The sequence below is a fragment of the Flavonifractor sp. An306 genome (assembly GCF_002159455.1).
Lineage (GTDB): Bacteria > Bacillota > Clostridia > Oscillospirales > Oscillospiraceae > Flavonifractor.
Genome location: NZ_NFIQ01000025.1, coordinates 1 through 15,892 on the forward strand (window position 1 = coordinate 1; position 15,892 = coordinate 15,892).

The following is a 15,892-nucleotide window of genomic DNA, read 5'->3' on the forward strand; positions in this document are numbered from 1 at the left end:
CCGTCACCGCCGCCCTTCACGCCCCCACCGCCGCCATCTGCTCCCCCTGGGAGTACGGCCTGGCTCTGGCGGAGACGGCGGTGCGCAACGGCGCCGAGCTCCAGCTGGAGACCGCTGTTACCGGCCTGACTCCCACGGAAGAGGGCTGGCGGGTGGAGACCAACCGGGGCGTGCTGGAGGCCCGGTATGTGGTCAACGCCGCCGGTCTGGACGCCCAGGCCATCCATGAGATGGCCGCCCCGCCCTCCTTTGCCATCCATCCCTCCCGGGGCCAGTACTTCCTGCTGGACAAGAGCGAAGGCGGCCGGGTGGGCCGGGTGATCTTCCAGTGCCCCAACGAGAAGGGCAAGGGCGTGCTGGTGTCCCCCACCGTCCACGGCAACCTGATTGTGGGCCCCGACGCCGAGCCGGTGGAGGGGGACGACACCTCCACCACCAGCGCCGGACTGGCCTTCGTGCGGGAGACCGCCCTGCGCTCGGTGCCGTCGGTGGATTTCCGCACCTCCATCCGCAACTTCGCCGGGGTGCGCGCCTCCACCGGCGCTAAGGACTTTATCATTGAGCTGTCCGCTCCCCATTTCCTGGATCTGGCGGGCATCTGCTCTCCCGGCCTGTCCGCCGCCCCCGCCATCGGGGAGTACGCTGTGGAGCTGCTGGGCCAGGCGGGTCTGGCCCTGGAGCGGAAGGCGGACTTCCAGGCCAGCCGGAAGCGCATCCGGTTCCGGGAGATGTCCCCGGAGGAGAAGGCCAAGCTGGTGGCCGAGCATCCGGCCTACGGCCGGGTGATCTGCCGGTGCGAGACCGTCACCGAGGGGGAGATTCTGGACGCGCTGGCCGGTCCCATCCCGCCCCGGTCGGTGGACGGGGTGAAGCGCCGGGCGGGCGCCGGTCTGGGCCGCTGCCAGGGCGGCTTCTGCGGCCCCCGTGTGGTGGAGCTGCTGGCCCGGGAACAGCACCGCTCTCCCGGAGACATTCCCCAGGAGCGGGCCGGCTCCTGGCTGCTGGTCCGTGAGACGAAAGGAGGGGCGCGCTGATGTATGATCTGATTGTGCTTGGCGGCGGCCCGGCCGGTCTGGCCGGGGCCTGCGCCGCGTGGGAGGCCGGCCTGCGCCGCATTTTGATTGTGGAGCGGGACAAGGAACTGGGCGGCATCCTCAACCAGTGTATCCACAACGGCTTCGGCCTGCACTACTTTAAAGAAGAGCTCACCGGCCCGGAGTACGCCGGGCGGTTTGTGCGGATGCTTCAGGACACCGGCGTGGAGGTGCGCCTGGACACCATGGCCCTGGAGGTCACCCCCGACCGGAAGGTACATATGGTGGGCAAGGAGACGGGCTACCGGGTGGAGGAGGCCAAGAGCATCCTGCTGGCCATGGGCTGCCGGGAGCGCACCCGAGGAGCCATCGCCATCCCCGGTACCCGGCCCGCCGGCATCTTCACCGCCGGAGCGGCCCAGCGGTATGTGAACATGGAGGGCTGGCTCCCCGGTAAGCGGGTGGTCATCCTGGGCAGCGGCGACATCGGCCTCATTATGGCCCGGCGGATGACCCTGGAGGGGGCCAAGGTGCTGGCCTGCGTGGAGGTCATGCCCTACTCCGGCGGCCTGAACCGGAACATTGTCCAGTGCCTCCACGACTACGACATTCCCCTCTACCTCTCCCACACCGTTACGGATATCCGGGGCAGAGACCGGGTGGAGCAGGTGGTGGTGTCCCAGGTGGACGACCGGCGGCAGCCCATTCCCGGCACCGAAATGGTGTTTGACTGCGACACCCTGCTGCTCTCCGTGGGCCTGATCCCGGAGAACGAGCTGACCCGCCAGGCGGGCATCCAGATCGACCCCCGCACCAACGGGGCGATCGTCTGGGAGAATATGGAGACCTCTCTGCCCGGCGTGTTTGCCTCGGGCAACGTGGCCCACGTCCACGATCTGGTGGACTTCGTCACCGCCGAGAGCCAGCGGGCGGGAAAGGCCGCCGCCCAATATGTCCAGGAGGGTCCGGGAGAGAGCCAGCCCGTTCTGGAAGTGAAGAACGGGGACGGCGTAAGCTACACCGTGCCCCAGCACATCCGGCCCGGCCGGGTGGAAAAGGCCTGCGACCTGTTTTTCCGGGTGAACCGGGTGTGCGGCCCCAGCCGCATTCTGGTCACCTCCGGCGGCGCTCAGGTGGCCGCCTATTCCAGAGACTATCTGGCCCCCGGCGAGATGGAGCACATTATGCTCCCCCGCAAGCTGCTGGACGGGGCCAGCGGTACGTTGACTGTATCCATTGAGGAGGTGGCGTCCAAATGAAGGAGCTTATCTGCATCGTCTGTCCCAAGGGGTGCCATCTGAAGGTGGACGAGGAACAGGATTACGCCGTCACCGGCAACAGCTGCCCCAAGGGGGCGGATTACGGCAGGGTGGAGCTGACCCATCCCACCCGGGTGGTCACCTCCACCGTCCGCTGTGAGGGCGGGGCCTATCCCCGCTGTCCGGTGAAAACCAACGGTCCCATTCCCAAGGGGGACATTTTCGCGGCCGTGTCCCTGCTGGACGGGGTGACGGTCAAGGCCCCCGTCCAGGTGGGCCAGGTGGTAGTGGAGAATATCTGTGGCACCGGAGTGGACTTTGTGGCCACCCGCAATATGTGACACAGAATTTATAAAAAAGGAAGGGGCGCAATATTATGGGTACTTACATTCTGGCATTGGATCAAGGCACCACCAGCTCCCGGGCCATCCTGTTCGACCGGGAACAGAACATTCTGGGCGTGGCCCAGAAGGAGTTCACCCAGTTCTACCCCAAGGAGGGCTGGGTGGAGCACGACCCCATCGAGATCTGGTCCTCCCAGTACGGCGTGATGATGGAGGTCATCGCCCAGGCCGGTGTGACGTCGGCTGAGATCGCCGCCATCGGCATCACCAACCAGCGTGAGACCACCATCCTGTGGGACAAGGAGACCGGCCGGCCCATCCACAACGCCATCGTGTGGCAGTGCCGCCGGACGGCGGACATCGTGGATAAGCTGCGGGCCGACGGCCTGGAGGACCACATCCGCCGGACCACCGGCCTGGTGCCCGACGCCTACTTCTCCGCCACCAAGATCAAGTGGATCCTGGACCGGGTGGAGGGCGCCAGGGAGAAGGCCCGCCGGGGCGAGATCCTGTTCGGCACGGTGGACACCTGGCTGCTGTGGAAGCTCACCAACGGGGCGGTCCACGCCACCGACGTGACCAACGCCTCCCGCACCATGCTCTACGACATCCGCAAGCTGGACTGGGACGACACCCTGCTCCAGGCTCTGAACATCCCCCGGGCCATGCTGCCCCAGGTCCGCTCCTCCAGCGAGATCTACGGCTACACCGACATCCAGGGCGTCCAGATCCCCATTTCCGGCATAGCGGGCGACCAGCAGGCCGCTCTGTTCGGCCAGGGCTGCTTCTCCTCCGGCGACGCCAAGAACACCTACGGCACCGGCTGCTTCCTGCTGATGAACACCGGCGAGACCCCCTGCGAGAGCCGCAACGGCCTGCTGACCACCATCGCGGTGGGCCTGAACGGCAAGGTGCAGTACGCCCTGGAGGGCTCGGTGTTTGTAGGCGGCGCGGTGATCCAGTGGCTGCGGGACGAGATGCGCTTCTTCGCCGAGAGCCGGGACGCGGAGTATTACGCTCAGAAGGTGTCCGATAACGGCGGGGTGTACCTGGTGCCCGCCTTCACCGGCCTGGGCGCCCCCTACTGGGATATGTACGCCCGTGGCGTCCTGGTGGGCATCACCCGGGGCACCCAGCGGGAGCACATCATCCGGGCGGCTCAGGAGTCCATCGCCTACCAGGTGGCCGATCTGGTCCACGCCATGGAGAGCGACACCGGCGTGCCTCTCACCAACCTGAAGGCCGACGGCGGCGCCAGCCGGGATATGTTCCTGATGCAGTTCCAGGCGGACATTCTGGACCGCCAGGTGCTCCGCCCCGCCATCCGGGAGACCACCGCTCTGGGCGCGGCCTATCTGGCCGGTCTGGCCACCAACGTGTGGTCCAGCACGGAGGAGCTCAGCCGCCTGTGGCGGTGCGACACCGCGTTCACCCCCGCCATGGAAGCCGCCAATCGGGAAAAGCTGATGGGCGACTGGCACCGGGCGGTGGAGCGCTGCCGCGGATGGGCCAACCGCTAAGTTCACAGATAACCTGATCAGCCGCCCCCGGGCGCCCTTCCGGCGCCCGGGGGCGGCTTTACAAACGGCTGGGATTGTCCTAAAATGGAAAGCAGTACCACGAAAACGCCACTGGAGGAGGGAGAGCACATGGCTCAGCCCCAAAGCGCCGCGCCCCTCAGCGCCCTGCTGCTGGATGAGGCGGAATTTGGCTCAGACGCCCTTTTGCGGGCCCACCCCTGCGTCAGCACCGGCTTTCCGGCCCTGGACAGGCTGCTGGGCGGGGGGCTCTCTCCCGGCCTGACCGTGCTGGGGGCCAGCCCCGGCCTGGGGAAATCCACCCTGGCGCTGAACATCGCCCAGCATGCCGCCGCCCACGGCAGCCCGGTCCGCTACTACTCCTATGAGATGCCCCCCAAGCGGCTGGGGATGAAGCTGATCACCCGGGAGAACTTCCTCCGGGGCGGCAGCCCGCTGTTTTCGGTGAAGGACCTGTTTGACGCGGACACCCTCCGGGGCTGGACCGACGGCTGGGAGGCTTACCGGCAGGCCCGGCGGCAGGTGGCAGAGCGGTTGGACCGGCTCTACATCATCGACTGCGACGCCGGCGGGAAGGCCTACACCGCCGAGGACATCCGGGCCGACTTTTTCCGCTTTATGGAGGAGCAGGGCGGGACCGGGGGAATGCCCCTGCTCATTGTGGACTATCTGCAGATTCTCCCTCTGGAGGACGGGGTCCGGGTCAGCGACGCCCGCCAGGCGGTGGACCACAACGTGCGCAAAATGACCGCCCTGTCCAAGGCCTTCGGCGGGGTGGCGGTGCTGCTCATCAGCTCCCTGGGGCGCAGCTCCTACAAGATCCCGGTGCAGATCGACTCCTTCAAGGAGTCCGGCTCCATTGAATTTTCGGCGGACACCCTGCTGGGCATCCAGTTCTCCGCCTGCCAGGGGCAGGACGGCTCCCCCAACCGGGAGTGGAACATGATCCAGGAGAAGGACAAGAACCCCCGGGAGATGGACCTGGTGGTGCTCAAGCAGCGCTACGGCGAAACCGGCAAGGTCCCCTTCCTGTACTACGCCGCCTACGACTGCTTTACCGAGGCCGGGGACCGTCCGCCGGCGCCCCCCCTTCCCCGGACGGAGGAGGCCCCTCCGGCCCAGGCCGCCGCCCCGAGCCAGACGGCCGCTCCAGTCCCAACGGCCGCTCCGCTCTCTGAGCCGCCGGCGGCGGAGCAGGCGGAGGCAGCCGAGGAGATACCGCTGGTGGAGGAGGCTGTCCGCCCCCGGACCCAGGGGCTGGAAAAGGCCTGCATGAACAACACCATGATCGCCCACAGCCTGCGGGGCGGCGGCGGGGTCCCCGGAGAGGAGCAGAGCTGCCGGGTCATTCCCGCCAAGGGCATTTCCACCCGCTACACCATTTCGGCGGAGCTGTCCTGCGGCGACTGCGACGTGGCCGACGCAGTGTACTCCCTCTTTTTGACGGAGAAGTATTTTTCGCCGGAAAACAGCTTTTCCCTCCGGCGGCTGCTCACCCTGCTCACCGGGGACAGCCGGCAGACCCTGACCGCCCGGCGGCGGGACACCCTGTTGGCCAGCCTGGACCGGCTCCAGGGGGCCACCCTTTCCATCCGCTGCGGGGAGGAGCTGGAGGCCAGGGGCATGGACCGGAAATACGAAAAGGCCGGCTTTGATCAGCCCCGGAGCTTCCTGCGGCTGGCCCAGCACAACGGGCGGTACTATTTCCCCTCGGTGCAGCTGGCGGAGGTGCTGCCCCTGTACGCCTATGCCACCATGACGGGGCAGGTGATCTCCTTCCCCACCGCCCTGCTGAGCGCCCGGCCGGGGCCGGGCAAAAAGCCCCTCAGCAGCACCGCCGAGGCCATTGCCATCCGGCATTTTCTCATCTACCGGCTGGAGGTGGTACGCAACCGGAAGAGCCCCCAGGAGCAGCACAAAATGCGCACCATCGCCCTGGGGCGGGACTCCCAGCTCTTCCGGCTCCTCCGGATCCGGCGGGAGGACTACAGCAGTGCCGACTGGAGCCGCCGGTGCCGCCGGGTGGCCGGACTGGTGGCGGACGCCCTGGAGGCTTTCCGGCAGACGGGCTACATCCAGGGCTATGTGTTCCACGAGGAGAGCAGCGTCACCGTCTCCGGCGCCGTGGCCGACCCGTGGACCCTGGATTACGAACCATAAACGCCAGCAGGCGGGACCGTCTCCGGGCGGTCCCGCCTGTTTTCCTGTACGGCTCACTCTGGCAGACACCCCCCTTCCGGCCCGTAGGGGCACGTATAGCAGTCCCCGGGGCACTCCACCTCCTGGGCCACGCCGCAGCTGCCGCAGTAGTTGCACGCCTGGCAGTCCTGCTGGCAGAAGGGGTAGTTGCCGTCGCAGAGCAGCGGCTCGTCATCCGGCTCCTCGTACGGCTCGTCCCAGTCGTCTCGGCCGTCGTCCTCCGGCGGGGGGCAGCCGAAGAGCCGGTAATCCGCCAGGAGGAAGGGGTCTTGCGGCTCCTCCCAGCCGTCGCCGAACAGCGCCCGGTCATAGGCCTCGTCCAGGGGCAGGTCCTCCCCCAGGATTTCCTCCCAATCAATTCCCATGAGAATCGCCTCCTTTCCGGTGGTTTTGATTTTTGTTGTGTTCGATATGGTAGTTCATATGGATTCTCCTTCCGTATATTCGTATTGATAGGTCAGCCCCAGTCCGTCCAGGTAGTCCTTCAGGGGCCGTTCCGGCCACGAGAGCTCAAACTCCCGGGCGATGCGCTGCTCGGGCCGGTCGCCGGAGGCACGGCTCAGGGCGGCCAGCAGCTTTTCCGCCTCGCCGGCCTCCAGGATGTAGCGGTATTCCGCCCCCATCCGGATCGGGCGGTCCCTGGGGAAGCGCAGGGGGGTGGCGCCAGTGAGCTGCAGCCGCTCCCCCCGCACCTCCACCAGCAGGTAGGACAGGGGCTCCCCGGTGTAGGCGGCGGGTCCTCTGGCCCGGAGGGCCTCCAGCAGCGGATAGGCCTGCTTGCTCACAGCGCCTCACCCCCCTTCTCCCCGGCGGCCTCCGGCAGTTCGCCGTAGGCCTCGTGGGTGTGGAGGTCGTACTTGACCACCAGCCGGGGTTTCTGGCCCCTGGTGAAGAGGTAAGCCTGCTCCAGGGGCATGTTGAGGATGGTGTCCGCCGTCTTGTTGGCCTTGGCGGCAATGTACCGGGCGGTCTCCACGTCCTGGCCCCCCAGGTACAGGCAGTTGTCGCAGTTGTTGATGATGGTCATGCTCTTCTCATGGCCGTAGAGGGCGGACAGCTGGGAGATACTCTGGAGGATGATGCTGACGTAGATCTCCCGGGAGCGGATCACCGAGATGAGCTTGTCGAACTCCGGGATGCAGGCGTTGGTGGCGAAGTCGTCCAGGATGAACCGGACGGGCACGGGCAGCCGGTGGTCGGGGTAATCCTTGTCCGCGCTGGCGCACAAGGTCTGGAGGGCCTGGGTGTAGAACAGGTTCACCAGGCCGTCCATGGACCGGTCGGTGTCGCTGATGGTGAGAAAGACCGCCGTCTTTTCCCGGCCCATGGCCTTGATGTCCACCCGCCGCCCGCTGCGGTACATCTGCATGGGGCCGTCGTAGGACAGGGCCCCCAGTGCCCGGGAGACGAAGGCCTGGATGCTGGAGTCGGTCTTTTCCGAGTTCTGCACCACGTTGTAGAGCTGGAACTGGCGGGCGGCGAAGCTGTCAGGCTGCTCCTGGGCCAGCTCCTGGAGCAGCTGGCCGTAGATGCGCTGGCCCAGCCCGCCGCTGCCGTCGGTGGCCGTGAAGAGCCGCACCACGTAGTCCAGGGTGTGCTCTGCTCGGGGGAGGACTTCCAGCACATAGCCCACCAGGCAGGCCAGCAGGGTGCGGGCGCTCTCTTCCCAGAAGGCGTCCCGCTTGTCCCCCAGGGGTACCAGGGCGGCGCACAGGGTCTGGATGTCCTGCTCCACGTACTTGTCCCGCTTGGGGTCGAAGCGGATGTAATCCAGGGGATTGTAGCCGTCGGAGGCCAGGGTGTCGGTGAAGTCCAGGCTGAACACCTGGTAGCCCCGCCGCCGGAGGAGGGGGCCCAGCTCCTCCTTCAGGCTGCCCTTGGTGTCGGCGATCACCATGCTCTCGTTGCACTGCATGATGTTGGGCTTGACGTAGCCCCGGGTCTTGCCGGCGCCGCTGGGGCCGATGATGAGGTCGTTGTTGTTGATGCCGGTGGTGCGGGTGCTGTTGCTGATGAGCTGGCCCTGGGCCAGAATTCTCTGATTGTCCTGCATGGTGATGTTCTCCTTTCCAAGGTTAGATTTTTTCCACAACGCGGTCGGCCAGGCCGAACTCCACCGCCTCCTGGGCGTCGAAGTAGGTGTCCTTGGCGGTGGCTTTGTTGATTTGACGCAGGTTTTTGCCGGTGTGCCTGGCCAGAATGGCGCACAGGTCCTTGCGGCACTTGAGCAGGCGGCCGCTGGTCTCCTGCAGCTGCAGGGCGCTGCCCCCGGCCCCGCCGGAGAGCAGCGGGTCGTGGATCATCACCGTGCCGTGGGGCAGAATCTCCCGGCGGCTGCCTGCCGCGAAGAGAATGGCGGCCATGCTGGCGGCCATCCCCACGCAGACGGTGCGGACGGGGCAGGAGAGGCTCCGCATCACGTCGTAGACGGCCAGCCCGCTGTTGACGCTGCCGCCGGGGGAGTTGATGAGCAGGGTAATCTCCCCGGCCGGATCCTCCCGCTCCAGCCAGCGGAGCTGGCGGATGAGAGAGTAAGCGCTGTCAGGGGTGATTTCGGTGACGCACTCCACCTCCCGGCGGGCCAGCATGTCGTCGGTGATGCGGCAGCTGAAGTATCCGCTGCTGGTCTCGCGGATAATCATGGGTGTTTCACAGTTCATTGGTGAGAGACCTCCTTCCGGTCGTGTCGTTTTTTCTCCTGGGCAATGAGGCAGTAGGGCTCGATGAGCAGCAGATAGAGCATGTGGACTCCCACGTCCTGCATCCACTGGTCGTCCTTATCCAGGCTGTCCTCCGCCATGTGCAGCAAATCCACATAGGGGCATCTGGCGGGCAGCTCCAGATAGGTGCGCAGCATGCCGGCCAGCCAGCAGGGGTATCCGCTGCGGGTGAGGGCGGCCACCCCCTGGAAAAAGCGCTCCTGGGTGCCCATGGCCAACCGGGCGCTGTCGGGAAGCCACCGGTTGAGCCGGCTGATCCGGTCCTGAAAGGACTGGACCAGGCGGATGCTGCCCTCCTCGCTCTGGTAGCGCTTGGGCATGTTGTCCGGCCTCCGGCCGGTGACTCTGCGGCCCAGCCTCATGGCGTTCACCATGGTCTGGTCCCCCCGCAGGGTGGCGGCCATCAGGCGCATGAGCTCCACCCCCTGATAGTAGCGCTCCCAGTCCCCGTTGCACAGCATATCCCGGGTGGCCAGGGCCACGTCCTCAAAGGTGACGCACCAGTCGGGCAGCAGCGCCCGCATCTGGCGCAGCTGGTCGGGCAGGCCCCGCATCCAGGCCTCCAGGGTCATCTCCCCCACCCGGCCCACCAGTTCTCCGCTGCGGCCTTCGTCACTGGACACGCCGGCCCGGTAGTCCGCCAGCAGCTGCTGGAAGGGGATGCCGTCCTGCCGGGGCGGGGCGGGCTCCCGGTCCGCCGCCAGCAGCATGGGCAGCCGCCGGGCGGTGCGGGCGGTACACATGGCCTGGCTCCGGCCGTCCTGAAGCACGCGGATCAGGCCGCCGTGCAGGCTGCCGTACTCGCTGGGCGCCGTGCCCTCCCTCCGGCACTCCAGCATGCTCTGCCGGAACAGCTCTCCGGTCAGCTCCGGGGGACAGGGCTCCAGACGGCAGTACCACTCCGGCGGGTCACCCCGGGCTGTCACGGCCTCCAGCATGGTCAGAATCTCCCCCACCTCCCCTTTGGAGAACGGGGAGGCGGAGGTCCGGAACGTGAGGCAGCCGTCCAGCCGGGCGTGGCTGCCCCGCCAGGCGTCCCGGTCGGTAAGCTCCACCGCCAGCAGCACGGCGTCCCCCCGGCACACCAGATAGTCCAACCGCTCCCGCTGGAGTACCTTGGGCCACTGACAGTCGCCCTCCGGCGCGGACAGATCCGCGCACACCGCTCCGCAGAGCAGCCGCAGATGTTCCCGCCGGAACAGCTCCGACTCCGCCAGCGCCCGCTCCCCCGCCTGGGGGTCAAAGATGTCAAACGGCATATTCATGGGCCAGCATACCCGGATACCATATTCATTCATTTCAGATTCCATCCTTTCCTGATTGTTTTCTCAATGCCCCTATCGAAGGCAGGGGTACCCCTGCCTTCTTTCTCCTCCAGGCTCCCGCGACCGCCGGCTCCCCGCACAGCGCGGAACCTCCGTCCAGGACCCTTCCTTCCACAATTTCACCCGGCGCCAGCGCAAGCGGCGCTCACACGCCTAGCTCCCAGGCCTCCACCCCGCTGCCGGATCACGCGGAAGGTGTCGATACTGCAAAACGTTGTCCCGACAGGGACGTTCGGACATGTTTCATGTCCGTCACTTGATGAACAAAATACTTAAAGTATTTATGTTCATCAAATACATATAACATAGCGTTCCATTCAAAATTTCTGAATCCATTCTGCTCCAATGGTTTTCCACATTTCAAAAAATCATATTTTTATAAATTCAAGCAATTTTTCATCTTTTTCTTTCTCAAATTTCTTTTTTGATTTCCAAAATGGCAAAAAGAAAACCGTCCCGGATGGGAAACCCTAAGGGTTTCCCATCCGGGACGGTTTTCTGCTCAAAAGGGTGGCCGGTTACAGCAGTCCTCTGGCGAACTCCAGAATGGACTGGTAATCCACCGCCAGGTTGAGGTTCTGTCCGTCGTCAAAGCCCGCCGTAATGACCCCGATCAGGTTGCCGTACACGTCCAGCAGGGCGCCGCCGCTGCTGCCGTGGGAGGTGGGGGCGGTGAACTGGAGCATGGACCGCCGCCCCACCGTCCGGAATCCGGAGATGATCCCGTCGGACACCGTGTTGAACAGGCCCAGAGGGCTGCCGATGGCCACCACCTTCTGGCCCCGGACCAGCGGCTCCGGCCCCCGGTAGATGGGGATGGGAGCCCGCCGCTTCTCCATGCGAAGGATGGCCAGATCCAGGTCCTGGTTGTACTTGATGAGCTCGTTGGTGTAAAAGACCTCCGTCTCCTCCTCCAGCAGCACGCCGTAGTAGCGCCCTCCGGCGGCCACATGGAAGTTGGTGAGGATATACCCCGAGCTGTTGATGAGCACCCCGGAGCCGGTCTTGTAACACTGGTTCTGGTCGTCAAACACCTGCAGCATCACCACCGACGAGGCCAGCTTGGCCAGCTCCTCGTAAGGCATAGGCTGCCGGGACTCCCTGGCGGGCGGGCTGCTGGTCTGCCTCCTGGGGGGCGGTGTCACCACCGGCCGCCGGGCCGGCTGCTGGGCCGCCGGAGGCGGGGCGGCGGGGGTGGAGACAGGCGTGGAGACCACCACCGGCCTGGGCGGACGGTCCGGCCCCTCCACCACCACCGACAGCCCCAGCAGCTCCGGATCCTCCAGCCCCACGTCCTGGCTCTCGCTCACATACAGCACGTCGCAGCCCATCCGGTACAGCAGGCAGAGGAACAGATACTCCGGCAGCTTCACCACACCGCCACAGGCGAATTTGGGGAAGCTGGAGATCTTCTGGGTGCTGACAAACAGGCGGGGAAAGTACTGGTCGATCCAGAACAGCAGCTTGACGGCAAAGTTGCGCACAATGGACTCCTCCGCCCGGCCCCGGCTGCGATGGAAGGCCTCCAGGGTCTCCCGGAAGCTGGTCTCAAAGGCCTCCTCCAAAATCCGGTTCTCAAAGCGGAAGGGCAGCTGCCACTTTCCCCCGTTGTACAGCTTTATGTATGTCTCCAGCGCCCCCTGGTCCGGCTGTCTGGCCAGGGCGGGGACGTACACATACCCGCTCTGCCGGGCCCGGTCGTCCTTCTCCCACATACCCAGCCGCTCCAGCACGCCCTTGTAGTCGTATCTGGCCAGATAGCGGATAAAGCAGGTCTCCTTCTGGAAGTTGGAATACCGGCCGCTCAGGGCGAAGAACTCCTCAACGGCGTGCTCGGAGCGGGGGCGGAGCACCGCCTGAAAATATTGTCTGTAGTCTGCCATACTCACTGCTCCTTTTCGAGGCGTCTGTCACTCGATCCGCGCCGCCGCCTGTCTCAGCACAAACTCATAAAATCGCTCCCCCGGTCCGCAGACCGCCCTTTCCGGACAGGGAAGGCCTTGGGCCAGCTGCCCATGGGGTACAATGGCCACGTCGGCCCGCTCCAGCATGGGCCGGTCAATGGGGCTGTCTCCGGCGCAGATCACCCGCTCCGCTCCAAACCGCGCCCGCAGCCGGTCCACCGCCGCCCCCTTGTGCATGGACGGCGGGAAGCAATACACCTTCCGCCCGGTTACCTCCACGTCCAGGGGGGTGCGGTTCCGCAGCTTCTCCCGAAGCGTCAAAGCCTCCTGGGGACCGTCGCAGGCGGCGAACACAAACAGCTCGTCCACCATCCGAAACCGTTTGGCCTGGGGCTGCTCCTCCATGGCCGCCAGCACCTCCTCCATGGCCTGCCGCCAGGGCCGGACCAGCTCCAGAGATTCCTGCCGCCAGACCTGGTCCACCGCCCCGCCGTCCAGCAGGATGCCGCCGTTGGCGGCCGCCCCGTACCGGGGCCGGCACCGGAGGGGAAATTGGATGCGCAGGTACTGCTCCACCGAGCGGCTGGTCACCGGGATGAACAGCGCTTTTTCCATCAGCTCCTCCAGCATGGCCGGAGCCGTTGGGGGGAGGTAGCCCTGGGGTTTCCCATCCAGATACTCCACACACAGGTCGGTGTCCAGGGCATGCTTGTATGAAAAGATCAGGGTATTGTCCAAATCGCTTGCAAAGATCGTCTGTTTCATGCTCAGTTGTCGGCCAGCTGCTGGATCAGGCCGCAGGCCCGGTAGTTGACCAGCGGATACTCCACCAGCGGGACCCCCTTCTCCTTTGCCAGTTGATAGATGTGGCCCAGATGCTCCTCGTCCTCCATGCTGTGGACCAGCATCTTCCAGGGCATCCGCCGCAGCAGCACCCGGGTGGCCTCCCCGATGCTGGGCTTCACCAAATTGCGGTCGGCGATGGAAAAGGCCCGGCACAGCCCGTCCACCTCCTCCATGGCGCTGAGGGCAGGAGGCGTCTCCTCCCCCTCCTCCCCGTCCTCCGGCTGGAAGTGAGCGGCCACCGCGTCAATAAACTGGTAGGTGAGGTCCTGGTCCAGCAGCCCTTTATAGAAGGCCGCGCCGTGGAAGTCGTGGTCGCCAATGATGTCCTTCCGGTAAAAGGTGCGGCTCAGCAGCCCGGACACGGTGGAGTTAAGGCAGGAGCTGGCGATGAGGAAGTCGTCGTGGGTCCCCCACTTCTCCGCCAGCCGGGCCGGATCGGACAGCACCGCCAGCCCGGCGCTGACGCCGGGGTACTCCTCCATAGCCCGGCTCAGCTCCCGCTGGATGGCCCCCTTGCCGGTCCAGCCGTCCACAAACTGGAGCTGCTCCGGCCGGTGGCGGGCCAGCAGACAGGCCATGGCGTTGCGGTCGATCCCCTTCCCCCGGATAATGGAGATGGTATAGTGCTTCACATCGGCGTGGTAAAACCGGGCGATATACCGCTTGAGCAGCACGCCGATGGAGGTGCCCGCACGGGCCAGGGAGACCAGCACCGCCTCCGGCCCCTTGTCCCGCCAGATCTGCCGGGATACGGCGGCCACCGCACGAGCGGTCATGGGGGCGTACCGGGCCAGGCCGTCGTGGTAGGCCGCCAGATAGGCCGGCGAGGGCTCGTACTCCACGGGCAGCATTTCGGAATAGTGGACCCCGCTCTGGATGCGCTTCTCCCGCTCCGCTGTGGGCAGGGGCTCCACCAGTCCGGTGATGTCCTTCAGCAGGATTTCCACATCCTGCGGCTTATAGGTACCAAACATGTCGTCCTCCCTGGACATAAAAAACCTTCCGGCCCGCCTGGGGCGGGAAGGCCCCCAGCAGGCTGGCCAGCGCCCCGGTCCCCTCCACCGGCGTGTCGGAGACCACCACAATGGCGTCATAACCGTCTATGTTGTAAAGATAGGTAGGGCGGGCCTCGTCATAAAAGCTGGGCAGCTTGGCCCCGGAGCGGATGGGGTAGTCCCCCCGGCTACAGACGCCGATGGGGCTTCTGGTGGTGGCGTGGCAGCGGACCGCGCAGCCCCGCTCCTCCAGCATGGCCCCCAGCGTCAGGGCGGGATACATGCACTCCTCCGTCCCCAGCACCGCCACCCGGCTGCCCGCCGGGATGTCCCGACCCGGCCCCGTGAGAAAGGCCCGGGCCAGCCCGGCGCAGCTGTCCTCATAGGCCCCGATGGGCAAACCCAGCCTGGGGTCCAAAAGTTTTCCACACGCTAACGCCTCACTGTGGAAAACTTCCGCGACCGGCTCCGCCGGAGGGGCCTCCGCCACCTCCAGGCCCTCCACCAGGGCGGCGTAGTCCTCCTGGGGGAGCTTGACCAGGTACTGGCTGCGGATGCCCGCCTCCTCCAACAGCCGCTGGTTTTCCGGGGAGACCCGGTTGAGGATGGAGGCGGCCACGATCTGCTTGTCCCGCAGCTGGGGATACCGCCCCTCCAGCTCGGCCACCATATTGCGCAGGGTCTTTCCGGTGGAGATCTCGTCGTCCACCAAAATCACGGTGTCCGTGGCGGCCAGCCACTCCGGCAGACGGTCGCCGGGCAGCTTCTGCTCCACCGCGTGGCTGTGCTCCTCCAGAAATTCCAGCCACTGGCCGGCCTGGGGAAAGTTCTCCCGGGTGGTGTGGAGGTAGACGCACTCCGGCCCCAGGGAGGCGGCCACCGCCGCGCCCACGGCGGTGGCGGTCTCCGCGAAGCCGAGCACCAATCCGGCGCCTGGGTATTGCTTTGCCAGCAGCTCCCCCAGGGCCCCCATCATAGTCAGGGCCTCCGAGGGGCTTACCGGGATGTGCTTGGCCTGCAGCGGGTTGACCAGCAGGTAGGGCCGCTTGCTGTTCTGAAACCGCTTGGCCAGCCGCAGGGTATCTTCCTTGGTGTAATCAGGCATTCCTTTTTTCCTCGCTGTTATCAAGACTTCCGGCGGCCTCCCAGCAGGAAGCCGAAGGCCGTGCCGCACAGCCCGCCCACAATGTGCATCAGGTTGGCCACGTTGTCCCGCACAAAGACCATGGCGTACACCTCCTGGCCCAGGTACAAGGCGCCCACCAGCAGCAGGGTCAGGGGGATCTTTCCGTCCCGCATGCCGGAGAGGGAACCCAGCATGATGAGCATGAACACGATGCCGCTGGCCCCCAGCAGGGCGGTGTGGGGGAACAGGAGAAAGTGCAGCACGCCGGAGACCAGCGCCGTCAGGACGATGGCGGCCAGCAGGGAGCGGCTTCCGTACTTCTCCTCCATGGGGGGACCCACCACCAGCAGCAGCAGCATGTTCCCCATAAAGTGGCTGCCGTCGGCGTGGCCCAGCACATGGCCCAGAAAGCGCACGTAGGTCAGGGGGTTGGCCAGAGAGGAGCGGTATACGGAAAACAGGGCGGAGGTGGTCCACCCCTTGGTGAGGTAGCCCAGAACCAGGGCCAGCAGGGAGAGAAAGAAGAAGCTGAGGATCACCGGCGAGTTATACTGTAATTTTTTCATGCCACAGGGCCTCCCATGCTTGGAAAAGGGGTACTC

General features: G+C 65.8%; 15 protein-coding genes. 5 read left to right on the forward strand and 10 right to left on the reverse strand.

The features are described 5' to 3' along the window. The 5 genes from B5F88_RS08020 to B5F88_RS21775 form a co-directional block, all read left to right on the forward strand. Positions 1–1,034: FAD-dependent oxidoreductase (locus B5F88_RS08020; RefSeq protein WP_140402076.1), on the forward strand; the 1,034-nt coding region annotated here is incomplete at its 5' end. Further along, positions 1,034–2,293, forward strand: coding sequence for an FAD-dependent oxidoreductase (locus B5F88_RS08025; RefSeq protein ID WP_087344053.1), 1,260 nt, complete (start codon positions 1,034–1,036; stop codon positions 2,291–2,293). The genes B5F88_RS08020 and B5F88_RS08025, both read left to right, overlap by 1 nt. Next, positions 2,290–2,634: a DUF1667 domain-containing protein gene (locus B5F88_RS08030; protein WP_087344056.1), complete on the forward strand. Its 345-nt coding sequence runs from the start codon at positions 2,290–2,292 to the stop codon at positions 2,632–2,634. Before B5F88_RS08025 ends, B5F88_RS08030 begins: the two co-directional genes overlap by 4 nt. A gap of 35 nt (positions 2,635–2,669) precedes the next feature. Further along, complete coding sequence (glpK, locus tag B5F88_RS08035; RefSeq protein WP_087344059.1) at positions 2,670–4,157, forward strand: glycerol kinase GlpK; 1,488 nt, start codon at positions 2,670–2,672, stop codon at positions 4,155–4,157. Positions 4,158–4,286: 129 nt separating this feature from the next. After that, positions 4,287–6,335 (forward strand): DnaB-like helicase C-terminal domain-containing protein, encoded by a 2,049-nt coding sequence (locus B5F88_RS21775; RefSeq protein WP_162612144.1) that lies wholly within the window; start codon positions 4,287–4,289, stop codon positions 6,333–6,335. Positions 6,336–6,388: 53 nt separating this feature from the next. Here B5F88_RS21775 and B5F88_RS08045 read toward each other — a convergent pair whose 3' ends face one another. The 10 genes from B5F88_RS08045 to B5F88_RS08090 form a co-directional block, all read right to left on the reverse strand. Next, positions 6,389–6,739, reverse strand: coding sequence for a hypothetical protein (locus B5F88_RS08045; RefSeq protein ID WP_087344065.1), 351 nt, complete (start codon positions 6,737–6,739; stop codon positions 6,389–6,391). 54 nt (positions 6,740–6,793) lie between these two features. Next, positions 6,794–7,159, reverse strand: coding sequence for a hypothetical protein (locus B5F88_RS08050; protein ID WP_087344067.1), 366 nt, complete (start codon positions 7,157–7,159; stop codon positions 6,794–6,796). Next, positions 7,156–8,427, reverse strand: a complete 1,272-nt coding sequence (locus B5F88_RS08055) for a type IV secretory system conjugative DNA transfer family protein (protein ID WP_087344070.1) — start codon at positions 8,425–8,427, stop codon at positions 7,156–7,158. The genes B5F88_RS08050 and B5F88_RS08055 overlap by 4 nt, the downstream gene beginning before the upstream one ends. 22 nt (positions 8,428–8,449) lie before the next feature. Continuing rightward, complete coding sequence (locus B5F88_RS08060) at positions 8,450–9,034, reverse strand: ATP-dependent Clp protease proteolytic subunit (RefSeq protein ID WP_087344073.1); 585 nt, start codon at positions 9,032–9,034, stop codon at positions 8,450–8,452. After that, on the reverse strand, positions 9,031–10,392 hold the full coding sequence (locus B5F88_RS08065; RefSeq protein ID WP_087344076.1) for a hypothetical protein: 1,362 nt from the start codon (positions 10,390–10,392) through the stop codon (positions 9,031–9,033). The genes B5F88_RS08060 and B5F88_RS08065 overlap by 4 nt, the downstream gene beginning before the upstream one ends. A gap of 545 nt (positions 10,393–10,937) precedes the next feature. Continuing rightward, on the reverse strand, positions 10,938–12,302 hold the full coding sequence (locus B5F88_RS08070; RefSeq protein WP_087344078.1) for a serine protease: 1,365 nt from the start codon (positions 12,300–12,302) through the stop codon (positions 10,938–10,940). Positions 12,303–12,329: 27 nt separating this feature from the next. Beyond that, complete coding sequence (locus B5F88_RS08075) at positions 12,330–13,088, reverse strand: Cof-type HAD-IIB family hydrolase (RefSeq protein ID WP_087344081.1); 759 nt, start codon at positions 13,086–13,088, stop codon at positions 12,330–12,332. Positions 13,089–13,090: 2 nt separating this feature from the next. Beyond that, complete coding sequence (locus B5F88_RS08080) at positions 13,091–14,143, reverse strand: cysteine protease StiP family protein (protein ID WP_087344158.1); 1,053 nt, start codon at positions 14,141–14,143, stop codon at positions 13,091–13,093. After that, positions 14,127–15,269: a phosphoribosyltransferase domain-containing protein gene (locus tag B5F88_RS21780; RefSeq protein WP_087344082.1), complete on the reverse strand. Its 1,143-nt coding sequence runs from the start codon at positions 15,267–15,269 to the stop codon at positions 14,127–14,129. The genes B5F88_RS08080 and B5F88_RS21780 overlap by 17 nt, the downstream gene beginning before the upstream one ends. 20 nt (positions 15,270–15,289) lie before the next feature. Beyond that, the gene (locus B5F88_RS08090; RefSeq protein ID WP_087344084.1) at positions 15,290–15,856 is read right to left on the reverse strand and encodes a rhomboid family intramembrane serine protease; all 567 of its coding nucleotides are present in this window, start codon (positions 15,854–15,856) and stop codon (positions 15,290–15,292) included. Positions 15,857–15,892: the final 36 nt, after the last annotated feature.

What these genes read in the sequence shown, in the direction of transcription:
- B5F88_RS08070 (WP_087344078.1), bottom strand. Translation starts at nt 12,302, where the DNA reads ATGGCAGACTACAGACAATATTTTCAGGCGGTGCTCCGCCCCCGCTCC.
- B5F88_RS08045 (WP_087344065.1), bottom strand. Translation starts at nt 6,739, where the DNA reads ATGGGAATTGATTGGGAGGAAATCCTGGGGGAGGACCTGCCCCTGGAC.
- B5F88_RS08065 (WP_087344076.1), bottom strand. Translation starts at nt 10,392, where the DNA reads ATGAATGAATATGGTATCCGGGTATGCTGGCCCATGAATATGCCGTTT.
- B5F88_RS21775 (WP_162612144.1), top strand. Translation starts at nt 4,287, where the DNA reads ATGGCTCAGCCCCAAAGCGCCGCGCCCCTCAGCGCCCTGCTGCTGGAT.
- glpK (WP_087344059.1), top strand. Translation starts at nt 2,670, where the DNA reads ATGGGTACTTACATTCTGGCATTGGATCAAGGCACCACCAGCTCCCGG.
- B5F88_RS08060 (WP_087344073.1), bottom strand. Translation starts at nt 9,034, where the DNA reads ATGAACTGTGAAACACCCATGATTATCCGCGAGACCAGCAGCGGATAC.
- B5F88_RS08025 (WP_087344053.1), top strand. Translation starts at nt 1,034, where the DNA reads ATGTATGATCTGATTGTGCTTGGCGGCGGCCCGGCCGGTCTGGCCGGG.
- B5F88_RS08075 (WP_087344081.1), bottom strand. Translation starts at nt 13,088, where the DNA reads ATGAAACAGACGATCTTTGCAAGCGATTTGGACAATACCCTGATCTTT.
- B5F88_RS08030 (WP_087344056.1), top strand. Translation starts at nt 2,290, where the DNA reads ATGAAGGAGCTTATCTGCATCGTCTGTCCCAAGGGGTGCCATCTGAAG.
- B5F88_RS08055 (WP_087344070.1), bottom strand. Translation starts at nt 8,427, where the DNA reads ATGCAGGACAATCAGAGAATTCTGGCCCAGGGCCAGCTCATCAGCAAC.
- B5F88_RS21780 (WP_087344082.1), bottom strand. Translation starts at nt 15,269, where the DNA reads ATGCCTGATTACACCAAGGAAGATACCCTGCGGCTGGCCAAGCGGTTT.
- B5F88_RS08080 (WP_087344158.1), bottom strand. Translation starts at nt 14,143, where the DNA reads ATGTTTGGTACCTATAAGCCGCAGGATGTGGAAATCCTGCTGAAGGAC.
- B5F88_RS08090 (WP_087344084.1), bottom strand. Translation starts at nt 15,856, where the DNA reads ATGAAAAAATTACAGTATAACTCGCCGGTGATCCTCAGCTTCTTCTTT.